General features: G+C 69.6%; 9 protein-coding genes and 3 tRNA genes. 7 read left to right on the top strand and 5 right to left on the bottom strand.

Annotated features, from left to right (window positions below; translation table 11 throughout):
- Positions 1 to 330: 330 nt before the first annotated feature.
- On the top strand, positions 331 to 1,443 hold the full coding sequence (locus tag AB7U46_RS16500; protein ID WP_428338081.1) for a metallophosphoesterase family protein: 1,113 nt from the start codon (positions 331 to 333) through the stop codon (positions 1,441 to 1,443).
- Complete coding sequence (locus tag AB7U46_RS16495; RefSeq protein WP_428338080.1) at positions 1,440 to 4,082, top strand: AAA family ATPase; 2,643 nt, start codon at positions 1,440 to 1,442, stop codon at positions 4,080 to 4,082. Before AB7U46_RS16500 ends, AB7U46_RS16495 begins: the two co-directional genes overlap by 4 nt.
- Positions 4,083 to 4,136: 54 nt before the next feature.
- Here the strand turns inward: AB7U46_RS16495 and AB7U46_RS16490 are convergent.
- From AB7U46_RS16490 to AB7U46_RS16480, 3 genes are all read right to left on the bottom strand, one after another.
- Positions 4,137 to 4,211, bottom strand: a tRNA-Asn gene (locus tag AB7U46_RS16490).
- A gap of 39 nt (positions 4,212 to 4,250) precedes the next feature.
- Positions 4,251 to 4,325, bottom strand: a tRNA-Asn gene (locus AB7U46_RS16485).
- Positions 4,326 to 4,395: 70 nt separating this feature from the next.
- Positions 4,396 to 5,316 (bottom strand): MBL fold metallo-hydrolase, encoded by a 921-nt coding sequence (locus AB7U46_RS16480; RefSeq protein ID WP_428338079.1) that lies wholly within the window; start codon positions 5,314 to 5,316, stop codon positions 4,396 to 4,398.
- On the opposite strand from AB7U46_RS16480, the gene AB7U46_RS16475 reads away from it, so the two are divergent.
- Positions 5,315 to 6,658: an ATP-binding protein gene (locus AB7U46_RS16475; protein WP_428338078.1), complete on the top strand. Its 1,344-nt coding sequence runs from the start codon at positions 5,315 to 5,317 to the stop codon at positions 6,656 to 6,658. The genes AB7U46_RS16480 and AB7U46_RS16475 overlap by 2 nt on opposite strands.
- A gap of 15 nt (positions 6,659 to 6,673) precedes the next feature.
- Here the strand turns inward: AB7U46_RS16475 and AB7U46_RS16470 are convergent, their stop codons facing one another.
- Entirely contained in the window at positions 6,674 to 6,850 is a 177-nt protein-coding gene (locus AB7U46_RS16470; protein ID WP_428338077.1) for a hypothetical protein, read from the bottom strand.
- A gap of 333 nt (positions 6,851 to 7,183) precedes the next feature.
- On the opposite strand from AB7U46_RS16470, the gene lon reads away from it, so the two are divergent.
- Positions 7,184 to 9,598, top strand: coding sequence for an endopeptidase La (gene lon / locus AB7U46_RS16465; protein ID WP_428338076.1), 2,415 nt, complete (start codon positions 7,184 to 7,186; stop codon positions 9,596 to 9,598).
- A 99-nt stretch (positions 9,599 to 9,697) separates the two neighbouring features.
- On the opposite strand, the gene AB7U46_RS16460 is transcribed toward lon, so the two are convergent.
- The gene (locus AB7U46_RS16460; protein ID WP_428338075.1) at positions 9,698 to 9,886 is read right to left on the bottom strand and encodes a hypothetical protein; all 189 of its coding nucleotides are present in this window, start codon (positions 9,884 to 9,886) and stop codon (positions 9,698 to 9,700) included.
- A gap of 266 nt (positions 9,887 to 10,152) precedes the next feature.
- Here AB7U46_RS16460 and AB7U46_RS16455 point away from each other — a divergent pair, with 266 nt between their 5' ends.
- The 3 genes from AB7U46_RS16455 to AB7U46_RS16445 form a co-directional block, all read left to right on the top strand.
- Positions 10,153 to 10,485, top strand: coding sequence for an HU family DNA-binding protein (locus AB7U46_RS16455; protein WP_428338074.1), 333 nt, complete (start codon positions 10,153 to 10,155; stop codon positions 10,483 to 10,485).
- Positions 10,486 to 10,504: 19 nt separating this feature from the next.
- Positions 10,505 to 10,579, top strand: a tRNA-Val gene (locus AB7U46_RS16450).
- 301 nt (positions 10,580 to 10,880) lie between these two features.
- A partial coding sequence (locus AB7U46_RS16445) for a calcium-binding protein (RefSeq protein WP_428338073.1) occupies positions 10,881 to 11,365 on the top strand: 485 nt, incomplete at its 3' end.

Here is an 11,365-nt window from a genome sequence, read left to right as displayed (position 1 = left end):
CGAGGCCGCTTTCCGCATCCTGCGCGCGCAGCGGCCAATTTCCGGGTTTGGTGAGCTTGCTCGCAGCGGCGAGCGAGGCCTGATCGGGCGCGAGCGCGGCAATCGTCTCGGTGGTGATCGTCATCGTGAAATCGTACTGCGCCAGCTTCGAATGGGGCCAGCAAACAGGATCGCTGCTGCAGTGTCAACGCGCCCCGCGCCGGGGCCGCGACGGGGGCGGGCCGCTTTCTCCTTGTCCCCCGACCGGCAGCGGCTATCCTGCCGGCGCAGCGGGGAGGAGCGCGGGATGAGCTTTGCACAAGGGGGCCGGCGCGGCGGCGGAGGCGGCGCATGATCCGCGTCCTGCATGCCTCGGATCTGCATCTCGGCAAGCCCTTCGGCGGTTTTCCCGAAGAGGTGCGCGGCGCGCTGCGGGCGGCGCGGCAGGAGGCGATCGGTCGGCTCGCGGCGGCGGCGCGGGCGGGCGGGGCCAGCCACGTTCTGCTTGCCGGCGACAGTTTCGACGCCGAGACCCCGGCGCCGCGGGTGCTGCGCCATGCGATGAACGCGATGGCCGAGGCCGATGACCTGACCTGGGTGCTGATGCCGGGCAATCACGACCACCTCGGCGCCGCCGAGATCTGGACGCCGCTGCGCCGCGAGGCGCCGGCGAATGTCCGGCTCGCGCTCGATCCTGTGGCGATGGAGCTCATGCCGGGGGTGGCGCTGCTGCCCGCGCCCTGCACCACGCGCAATCCCGGGCGCGACCTGACCGAATGGATGGACGGCGCCGATACCGGCGCGGCGATCCGCATCGGTCTGGGTCATGGCTCGATCCGCGATTTCCGTGCGGTCGAGGAGATGGGCGGCGAGGGCAGCGCGGTGATCGCGCCCGATCGCGCGGCACGCGCGGGGCTTGATTATCTGGGCCTCGGCGACTGGCACGGGCGCATCGAGATCGCGCCGAACTGCTGGTATTCGGGCACGCCCGAGGCCGACAATTTCAAGCCGCAGCGCCCGGCCGGCGCGCTTCTGGTCGCGATCGCGGGCCCGGGCGCGGCGGCGGAGGTGCGCGAGGTCGAGACCGGGCAATATGACTGGCGCCGGCTCGAGCTGAGCCTGCTCGATGGGGAGGACGGCGCGCAGGCGCTTGCCGCCGCGCTGCCCGGGCGCGGGCAGCGTGCGCGCTGCCTGCTCGATCTGCGCGTGCAGGGGCGCATGAGCCTTGCGGGGCACGCCGCGCTGGTCGCGGAACTGGCCCGGGTCGAGCCGGATTTCTTCTGGTTTTCGCAAGGTTTCGAGGGGCTTGCGCTCAGCCGCTCGGCCGAGGATCTGGCCCGGATCGACCTGCGCGGCGCGGTGCATGACGCCGCCGAAAGCCTTTCTGCGGCGGCGGATGCGGGCGATGCCGAGGCGGGCGCGGCGCTCGCGCGGCTTTATGCCTATGCGATGGAGACGGAATGAAACTGCGCGCCCTCACGCTTTCGAACGTGCGCCGGTTCGGCGGTTGCAAGGCGGTGCTGAGCGGCATCGGCGACGGGCTGACGGTGGTGTCCGAGGCCAATGAATTCGGCAAGTCGACCTTTTTCGACGCGCTCCATGCGCTCTTCTTCGAGAAATATTCCTCGCTCGCGAAGCCGGTGAAATCGCTGCAGCCCCATGCCGGGGGCGGGGTCGCGGTGCAGGCCGAGATCGAGGTCGAGGCGGGGGCTGCGGCGGGGCGCTTCGAGATCTCGAAGCGCTTTCTCGCGCGCAAGGGGGCGGAGGTGCGCGATCTGGCGAGCGGCGCGGTGATCGCGCGCGACGACGAGGCCGAGGCCTGGATCGCGCGGCTTTTCGCCGAGGCGCCGCAGGGGCCTGCGGGGCTTTTGTGGGTGCGCCAGGGGGTGGTCGGGCTCGAACCCGCCGACGGTTCGAAGGCGGAGCGCGACCGGCTCGCCGAGGCGCGGCGCGACCTGCTCTCCTCGGTCGCGGGGGAGATCGACCAGATCACCGGCGGGCGGCGGATGGACCGCATTCTCGAACGCTGCGGCGCCGATCTCGAGGCGATCGCCACCGCGACGGGGCGGCCGCGTGGCGCCTGGAAGGAGCAGAACGACCGCGTCGAGGCGCTGGCGGCGGAGCATGCGACGCTGGTCGCGCAATGCGAGGAGCTGGCGCGGGCGCTGACCGAGCGGCGCGCGGCCGAGGGCGAGCTGGCGCGGCTTTCGGCGCCCGCACAGCTTGCGGCGCAGCAGGCCGATCTCGCGCGGGCGCAGGCGGGGCTGCGGGCGGCGCAGGAGCATGCCGCGCGGCTGCACCAGGCCGAGCAGGCGCTGCATATCGCCGAGCTTACCCGCGATCGGGCGGCGGGCGATCTGGCCGCGCTGGCGCGGGCGCTGCGCGATCTCGCGGCGGCGCAGGCGGCGCAGGGCGCGGCGGAGGCGGAACTGACGGCGGCGCAGGCGGCGCGCGATGGGGCCGCGCAAAAGGATCAGGCGCAGGCGGCGGCGCTGCGCGCGGCCGAGGCGCGCTGCGCCGATCTGGCGCGCGAGGAGGCCGAGGCCCGGCGCCAGATCGCGGCGGCGCAGGCGCGCCGGGAGGCGGGGCAGCTCGCGGCGCGGCTCGCCACCGCGCGCGATCAGCACGCGAAGATCCTCGCGGCTCAGGCGGCGCTTGCGGCCAACCCGGTCGATGCGCGCGCGCTGGCAAGGGCCGAGGAGGCGCAGAACAAGCTTGCCACGCTCGAGGCGGCGCAGCTCGCGCGGGCGGCGCGGCTGCGGGTGCGCTACGACGGCGCGGCGCGGATCACGCTCGACGGCGCGCCGCTCGCCCCGGGTGCGGAGGTTGTGCTGGGCGCGCGCGCCGAGCTGGGTCTGCCCGGGATCGGTCAGGTGCAGATCGAGCTGCCGGCGCCCGAGGATCACGCCGGGCGTGCGGCGGCACTGAACACGGCGCGCGCGGCGCTGGCGGCGCAGCTGACGGCCTGCGGCGCGGCGGATCTGGCCGGGGTGCGGGCGCTGGCGCAGGCGCGCAGCGCGGCGCAGGCGGCGCGGGATCTCGCGCAGGGGCTGCTTGCGGTCAGCGCGCCCGAGGGGATCGCCGCGCTCGAGGCGGCGCAGGCGCGGGCGGCCGAGCTTGGCGCGCTGGCGGAAGCGGCGCATCGCGCGCCCGCGGAGATCGCGTCCGAGGCGGCGCAGGCGGAGGCCGCGCGGGCCGGGGCGCGGGACGCGGCGGAGCGGGCGGCGCGCGCGCTCACCCAGGCGCGGGAGGCGGCGATCCGGGCGGAGGCCGCGGCGCAAACTGCGGCGCAGGGGCTCGGGCGGGCGCAGGCGGCGGCCGGGACGGAGGCGGATCGCGACGCGCGGCTTGCGCAGGCGCAGACCGAGGCCGCGGCGTGGGAGGCGGAGGTCGCGGTGGCGCAGGCGGGCTGTGCGGCGCTGCGCCGCGACGCGCCCGACCTTGCCACCGCGGAGGCCGATCTGGCGCGGGCCGAAAGCGCGCGGGCGGCGGCGGAAAAGCGGCGCGCCGATCTCGCGCAGCGCCTCGCCGATCTGCGCGCCCGGATCGAGACCCGCGCCGAGGCCGATGTCGAAGCGCGGCGCGACGAGACCGCCGAGGCACTGGCGAGCGCACAGGCGCGCGCGGCGCTGTTCGAGGCGGAGCATGCCGCGCTGCGCCGGCTGAAGGCCGCGCTGGAATCCGCGCGGGAGGCGGCGCGCGAGGCCTATTTCGGCCCGGTGCAGCAGGAGCTCGCGCCGCTTCTTGCGATCCTGCACCGCGATGCGGGGATCGACTGGCAGAGCGATACGCTGCTGCCCGGCGCGCTGCGCCGCGGCGGCGCGGTGGAGGAGTTCGAGACCCTTTCGGGCGGCACCCAGGAGCAGATCGCGATTCTCACGCGGCTGGCCTTTGCGCGGCTTTTCGCGCGGCGCGGCACGCATCTGCCGATCATCCTCGACGACGCGCTCGTCTATTCCGACGACGAGCGGATCGTGAAGATGTTCACCGCGCTGAACCGGGTGGCGCGCGATCAGCAGATCATCGTCTTCTCCTGCCGCCAGCTTGCCTTTGCAAGCCTCGGCGGCGCGCGCCCGGCGATCAGCATCACCGAGATGGGCTAGGGCCTCGGCCCGCGCCGACCCGCCCGCAGGCGGCCGCTCGATATCGGGGGAATTTGGCTCCGGCGGTAGGGATCGAACCTACGACCAATTGATTAACAGTCAACTGCTCTACCGCTGAGCTACGCCGGAACACGGTACTGACATTTGTGCATCCCTGTCAGGGGGATCTGGCTCCGGCGGTAGGGATCGAACCTACGACCAATTGATTAACAGTCAACTGCTCTACCGCTGAGCTACGCCGGAACACGGGGCGTTCTATAAAGGCGGGGCCAAAAGCGCGCAAGGGGGCGCGTGCGGTTTTTTCGCCTTTCCGTCACAGTCGCGCAAAGAGCGCGTCGGGGTGCAGGTCCGGCGCCGCGATGACCAGATTTTGCGACGTCATTTCAACGAGATGGGCAAAGACATTGCGCGCGGCGGCGGCTTGCAGGGCGGCCGGCGTGTCGCGGTAGATCGCCGCCACCAGATCGGCGACACGCGCCGGGCGGCGCTCGAGCGCGGTCAGGATCTGCGCCGTGCGGTCGCGGCGGTGCTGCGCGAGCTCGGCCAGTCGCGCGCCCGGCGCGGTGACCGGATCGCCGTGGCCGGGGTAATAGACGCGCTCGCCCCGGGTCTCGAGCCGCGCGAGCGAGCGGAAATAGTCGCCGAGATCGCCGTCGGGCGGCGAGATCAGCGTCGAGGCCCAGCCCATCACCAGATCGCCCGAGAACAGCGCCGAACCCATCGCAAAGCTCAGGTGATTGCCGAAATGCCCCGGCGTATGCACCGCCTCGACTTCCCAGTCGCCGCCCGCGAGCCGCGCGCCATGGGTGAGCGTCAGGTCGGGGCGAAAATCGCGGTCCACCCCCTCGCCACCGCCGGCCAGCCCCTGCGCGGCGAGGCGCTCCATCGCCGCCGAACGCCCCGCCTCGGGCGGGCCGAAGCCGTAGACCGGCGCGCCGGTCGCCGCCGCGAGCAGCCGCGCCCCGGGGGAATGGTCGAGATGGGCATGGGTGACGAGCACCGCCTCCACCGTCTCGCCCGGGGCGAGGCCTGCGAGGATCGCGGCGACATGGGCGGGATCGGCGGGGCCCGGGTCGATCACTGCGACCGACCCCGAGCCGAGCACATAGGAACAGGTGCCGCGGAAGGTCATCGGCGAGGGGTTCGGCGCCACGATCCGCCGCACCCCGGGCTCCAGGTGTTCCATCGCCATCGCCTCTTCCCTCCGCTTCTGCGCCCCGATAGGATTAGCCATGAATTTCGCCTGGCTCAAACAGATCATGCCGCGCGGGCTCTACGGGCGGGCCGCGCTGATCCTGGTCGTGCCGATCGTCACGATCCAGCTTGTCGTTTCCGTCGTCTTCATCCAGCGCCATTTCGAGCGGGTGACGCGGCAGATGACGCAGTCGATGCTGCGCGAGATCGCGCTGGTGATCGACCGTGCCGATGGCGCGCCAAGCGCCGATGCGGCGCAGGCGGCGCTGATCGACCTGGCCGCGCCGCTCGGCCTCGACGTCGCCTTCGTCCTGCCGGCGGTGGTGCCCGCGACCGACCAGCGCCCCTTTGCCGATCTCACTGGCATCGTGGTGATCGACACGATCCGCAGCGAGATCCCGCAGGTCGCCGCGATCGACCTGCGCGACGGCGCGAAGGTGCGGCTTTACGCGCCGGTGCGCTGGGGCATGCTGCGCATCACCTTCCCGCGCGGCACGGTTTCCGCCTCGAACCCGCATCAGCTTCTGGTGCTGATGCTTGCCGTCTCGGTGCTGATGACGGTGATCGCCTATCTCTTCCTGCGCAACCAGCTGCGCCCGATCCGCCGGCTCGCCCGCGCGGCGGAGGCCTTCGGCAAGGGGCAGGCGATGCCCTACAAGCCCTCGGGCGCGATCGAGGTGCGGGCCGCGGGCACCGCCTTTCTCGAGATGCGCGCCCGGCTCGAGCGGCAGATCGAACAGCGCACGCTGATGCTTTCGGGGATCAGCCACGATTTGCGCACGCCGCTCACCCGGCTGCGGCTTGGCCTGTCGATGCTGCCCGAGACGCCTGACACCCGCGAGGAAATCGCCGCGATGGAGCGCGACGTGGCCGAGATGGGCAAGCTTGTCGATGCCTTCCTCGCCTTCGCGCGGGAGGAGGCGACCTCGGGCGATGCGGCGCGGCTCGATCCCTGCGCCTTCGTCGCGCAGGTGGTCGAGGACGCGCGCCGCACCGGGGCGCAGGTCACGCTGCACGAATGCCCGGGGCCGGGGCAGGCGCTGCTCACCTTTCGCCCCGACGCGATGCGCCGCGCGCTCGACAATCTGATCGGCAATGCGACGCGCTACGGCAGTCAGGCGGAGGTGTCGGTCTTCCTGACCCCGAAGGCCCTGCGCATCGTGGTGGAGGACGACGGCCCCGGGATCGCGCCCGAGCGGCGGGAGGAGGCGCTGCGCCCCTTCGCGCGGCTCGATCCGTCGCGCAACCAGGACCGGGGGCAGGGGGTCGGGCTTGGCCTTTCGATCGCGGCGGACATCCTGCGCAGCCACGGCGGCACGCTGCGGTTGGGGGAGAGTGCGCGGCTTGGCGGGCTTTCGGCGGAGCTCGTGCTGCCGCGCTGAGACGGCCGTTCGGGCTCAGTTCAGAAGCAGAACCAGGCCATAGAGGGCGGCGCCCCAGACCGACAGGCCGACGAGCAGCATCGGCGCGATCCACCAGCCGGCCGGAAGCGGACCGGCGTCGGCCGAGCTTTTGCGCGGGCGGGGAGCGGCCTGCTCCGTGGGAGCGCAGGGGTCGGTCCAATGTGTGAACATGTTCGCGCCCCCGGAGTGCGACGTTAATAAAGGTTAACGGGCTGATGATAGCGCTGTTGCGGCCGGCTTGTCCATCGTCGACTTGACCGGCGCAGCGGCGGGCCATCCCGTTTCGGGGCACTCTGGCATGGCGGCGTTAACAAACTGTGGAGATCGCTCCGGGCGCGCGGGGAAACGGTGCTTGCCCTTGCGGGCGCTCCGTCGCATTCTCTCGGGCAGGGTTCGGCCAGTCTGGTTGAAGAGCAGGGAGCGGCCCCCTAGATATGGGGCAACGGGAAGGGCCGGCGCTGCCGCGAAGCGGGGCGGGTGTCCTTTCGCCAAAGAGGAACGCATATGAGCGACATCACGATACTTTCCTATCCGGTTCTGCCGCTGCGCGACATCGTGGTCTTCCCCCACATGATCGTGCCGCTCTTCGTCGGGCGCGAGAAATCGGTGCGCGCGCTCGAGGAGGTGATGGCGGACGACCGGCAGATCCTGCTGGCAAGCCAGATCGACCCCACCGTGGACGAGCCGACGACGGAGGGCATCTTCCGCACCGGCGTGCTGGCCAACGTGTTGCAATTGCTGAAACTTCCCGACGGCACGGTGAAGGTGCTCGTCGAGGGCAAGACCCGCGTGAAGATCACCGATTTCGTCGAGAACGCCGATTTCTTCGAGGCCCATGCCGAGGTGCTGCCCGAGACCGAGGGCGACCGCGACACGATCCGCGCGCTGCTGCGCTCGGTCGCCGATGAATTCGAGCGCTACGCGAAGATCAAGAAGAACGTCCCCGAGGAGGCGCTCACCGCGATCGCCGAGACCTCGGAGGCCGACAAGCTCGCCGATCTCGTCTCGGGGCATCTGGGCCTCGAGGTGGCCCAGAAGCAGGAACTGCTGGAGACGCTCGACGTCAGCGAGCGGCTGGAGAAGGTCTATGGCCTGATGCAGGGGGAGGTCTCTGTCCTGCAGGTCGAGAAGAAGATCAAGAGCCGCGTGAAGTCGCAGATGGAGAAGACCCAGCGCGAATATTACCTCAACGAGCAGATGAAGGCGATCCAGAAGGAGCTGGGCGACGGCGAGGACGGCGCCAACGAGATCGCCGAGCTCGAGGAAAAGATCGCGAAGACCAAGTTCTCGAAAGAGGCCCGCGACAAGGCGGAAGGCGAGATCAAGAAGCTTAAGTCGATGTCGCCGATGTCGGCCGAGGCCACCGTCGTGCGCAACTACCTCGACTGGCTGCTGAGCCTGCCCTGGGGTGTCAAGAGCCGCGTGAAGAAGGATCTGATCGCCGCCGAGAAGGTGCTCGACCACGACCACTACGGGCTCGAGAAGGTCAAGGAACGGATCGTCGAATATCTCGCGGTGCAGGCGCGCTCGGACAAGCTCAAGGGCCCGATCCTCTGCCTCGTCGGGCCCCCCGGCGTCGGCAAGACCTCGCTTGGCCGTTCGGTGGCGAAGGCCACGGGGCGCGAGTTCATCCGCATCTCGCTTGGCGGTGTGCGTGACGAGTCCGAGATCCGCGGTCACCGGCGCACCTACATTGGGTCCATGCCCGGCAAGATCATCCAGGCGCTGAAGAAGGCGAAGACGACGAACCCGCTGATCCTGCTCGATGAGATCGACAAGATGGGGCAGGACTTCCGCGGCGACCCGGCTTCGGCGATGCTCGAGGTGCTCGACCCGGAACAGAACGCGACTTTCGTCGATCACTATCTCGAGGTGGAATACGACCTCTCGAACGTGATGTTCCTGACCACGGCGAACAGCTACAACATGCCGGGGCCGCTCCTCGACCGGATGGAGATCATCTCCCTCGCCGGCTACACCGAGGACGAGAAGCGCGAGATCGCGCGCCAGCACCTGATCGAGAAACAGGTGAAGGCGCATGGTCTGAGGAAGGGCGAATTCACCCTGACCGACGACGCGCTGAACGGGATCATCCGCTATTACACCCGCGAGGCGGGCGTGCGGAACCTCGAGCGCGAGATCGCGAAATGCGCGCGCAAGGCGGTGACGGAGCTGGTCAAGGCGAAGGGCGCGGTGAAGTCGATCACGGTCGACGAGAGCAAGCTCGAGGATTACCTCGGCGTGAAGCGCTTCCGCTATGGTCTGGCCGAGCAGGAGGATCAGGTCGGCGTGGTGACGGGCCTTGCCTGGACCTCGGTCGGCGGTGACCTCTTGCACATCGAGGCGCTGCGCCTGCCGGGCAAGGGCCGGATGAAGACGACGGGGAAACTCGGCGACGTCATGAAGGAATCGATCGAGGCGGCGTCGAGCTACGTCCGCTCGGTCGCGCCCGAGCTTGGCATCAAGCCGCCGAAATTCGAGAAATGGGACATCCACGTCCATGTTCCGGATGGCGCCACGCCGAAGGACGGCCCCTCGGCCGGTCTTGCGATGGTGACCTCGATCGTCTCGGTGCTGACCGGCATCCCGGTGCGCAAGGATATCGCCATGACCGGCGAGGTGAGCTTGCGCGGCAATGCGATGCCGATCGGCGGCCTCAAGGAAAAACTGCTCGCCGCGCTGCGCGGCGGGATCAAGACCGTGTTCATCCCCGAGGAGAACGAGAAGGATCTCGCCGAGATCCCGGACAACGTGAAACAGGGGATGGAGATCGTGCCGGTGACCCATGTGCGCGAGGTTCTGGCCCGCGCGCTGGTGCGCCAGCCCGAGCCCGTCGAATGGGACGAGGCCGCCGAGGAGGCCGCCGCGGCCGCCGCGGCCGCCGCGAAACCCGAAGGGCAGGGCGCGACTGCGCATTGACCGCTTCCGGCCCGCGTCCCTTCGGGGGGTGGGCCGGCGCAAAAGGAAGGGCCGGAGAGCGCAAGCTTTCCGGCCCTTTCGATAGGTTGGGTGCCGCCCTCAGTTCGACGAGGCGGCGACCGCGATGCCGACGAGCAGCAGCGCCGGAATCAGGATGCCGGCGTTCGACGACGAGTTGCCCTTGACGACAACCGGCTCGGCCTCGACGACCGGAGCGGTGTAGCCGCCGGCCATCGCGCCGGATGCGGTGATCGACAGCACGGCTGCCGCGGCAAAGATCTTGCGCATGGATATCCCCTTTGATCCGAGTGAAGTGACTCAAGTTTGGCGTGGATTATCCTCACGTCAAGCGGTTCTTCGCTGCACCCGCGAGAAGGCGCGAATATGTCAGTGGCATGTTCGGATTTTGCCTCGTAATCTGGGAAAGACTCGCAACAATGAGGCGCGCGATGGCCAAATTGACACGAAAAGCGGGCTCGGGCTCCAGGGTGGCGGGGCGGCCGAAGGGGCCGGTGAAGCTCTCCGTGGTGAAATCTCAAACAGAGGATGCCGCAATGCAGAAGAAAGACGAGACGACGGAAGAAGAGGGCGCGATGGTCGTGCTGCGCAAGAAGGAATTCCTCGAGCGCGTGGTGGCCGCGAGCGGCGCGAAACGCGCGGTGGCGCGTTCGGTGACCGAGGCCGTGCTCAAGGAGCTCGGCGCGGCGCTGTCGCAGGGCGAGAACCTGGTGCTGCCGCCGCTCGGCAAGGTGCGGGTGAAGAAGCAGGTGGACCGCTCGGGCGGCGAAATGCTGCAGGTCAACATCAAGCGCGCGACCGGCTCCTCGGAGGCCGAAGAGGGTGGCGAAAAAACCGACGATACCCCCCTTGCAGAGGCGGAGAACTGAGTCTAGAAGCCTCTCCACCGGGCGATTAGCTCAGCGGTAGAGCGCTTCGTTCACATCGAAGATGTCAGCGGTTCAAATCCGTTATCGCCCACCATCATTCCCGCAGCGCCCCGACCTTCCGGTCGGGGCGTTTGCTTTTCACGCCCTTTGCCGGCGCCGGAACGGGGCTGTCCGAGGGCGTTTCCGGCCCCCGTCCGGGTCGCGCGCCAGGATGGGGCGATCGTCTCGATTTTCGCGACAATGCTGCCGGGATGGCGGGGTGCGTTTCGAAATTTGGCGCGATAACCTCCTAAAAAGACAAAGGTTTACACGATCTTGCCATTTTGTTTATGGTAAATTCGCGGTGATGGCCCGGGCCTGCACCGGTCATTTTCTGGGTTGTATTGGATTTCCCCATGGGCATGTTTCTGATCTTTTCGCTCCTTCCTGTCGCCTTCGCCGCGATGCTTTCCGACTGGGGCGATGGCAATCACCACCTGCCCGGAGACGGCGGCGACGACACCCTGCCGGGCGAGGACACGATTCAGGCCGGGGCCGATGGCGGCCTGCTCGACGGCACTTCGGGCGACGATCTCATTCTCGGCTCCGACACGGTCGATGCGGTCTCGGCGGGCGATGGCGATGACGATGTCCAGCTTGGCGCGGGCGATGACGCGAATTACGGCGGGCTCGGCAGCGATGCGATCTCCTCGGCGCTCCTCGAGATCCACCAGGGCCAGGTCGGCGCGGGCGTCGCGGCGCTGGCCGATGCGGATTTCTTCGGCGCCGATGGCGGCGCGGGCGACGACACGCTGGCGGGCGAGGCGGGCGATGACGCGCTGCTTGGCGGCAGTGGCGACGACAGTCTCGACGGCGGCGCGGGCGATGATCTGCTGCTCGA

The organism is Paenirhodobacter sp., assembly GCF_050177655.1.
GTDB lineage: Bacteria > Pseudomonadota > Alphaproteobacteria > Rhodobacterales > Rhodobacteraceae > Rhodobacter.
The sequence above is the reverse complement of the archived record's forward strand: the minus strand, read 5'-3'. Positions and strand labels throughout refer to the sequence as shown.

What these genes read in the sequence shown, in the direction of transcription:
- AB7U46_RS16475 (WP_428338078.1), top strand. Translation starts at nt 5,315, where the DNA reads ATGAATTTCGCCTGGCTCAAACAGATCATGCCGCGCGGGCTCTACGGG.
- AB7U46_RS16480 (WP_428338079.1), bottom strand. Translation starts at nt 5,316, where the DNA reads ATGGCTAATCCTATCGGGGCGCAGAAGCGGAGGGAAGAGGCGATGGCG.
- AB7U46_RS16470 (WP_428338077.1), bottom strand. Translation starts at nt 6,850, where the DNA reads ATGTTCACACATTGGACCGACCCCTGCGCTCCCACGGAGCAGGCCGCT.
- AB7U46_RS16500 (WP_428338081.1), top strand. Translation starts at nt 331, where the DNA reads ATGATCCGCGTCCTGCATGCCTCGGATCTGCATCTCGGCAAGCCCTTC.
- AB7U46_RS16455 (WP_428338074.1), top strand. Translation starts at nt 10,153, where the DNA reads ATGCAGAAGAAAGACGAGACGACGGAAGAAGAGGGCGCGATGGTCGTG.
- AB7U46_RS16460 (WP_428338075.1), bottom strand. Translation starts at nt 9,886, where the DNA reads ATGCGCAAGATCTTTGCCGCGGCAGCCGTGCTGTCGATCACCGCATCC.
- lon (WP_428338076.1), top strand. Translation starts at nt 7,184, where the DNA reads ATGAGCGACATCACGATACTTTCCTATCCGGTTCTGCCGCTGCGCGAC.
- AB7U46_RS16495 (WP_428338080.1), top strand. Translation starts at nt 1,440, where the DNA reads ATGAAACTGCGCGCCCTCACGCTTTCGAACGTGCGCCGGTTCGGCGGT.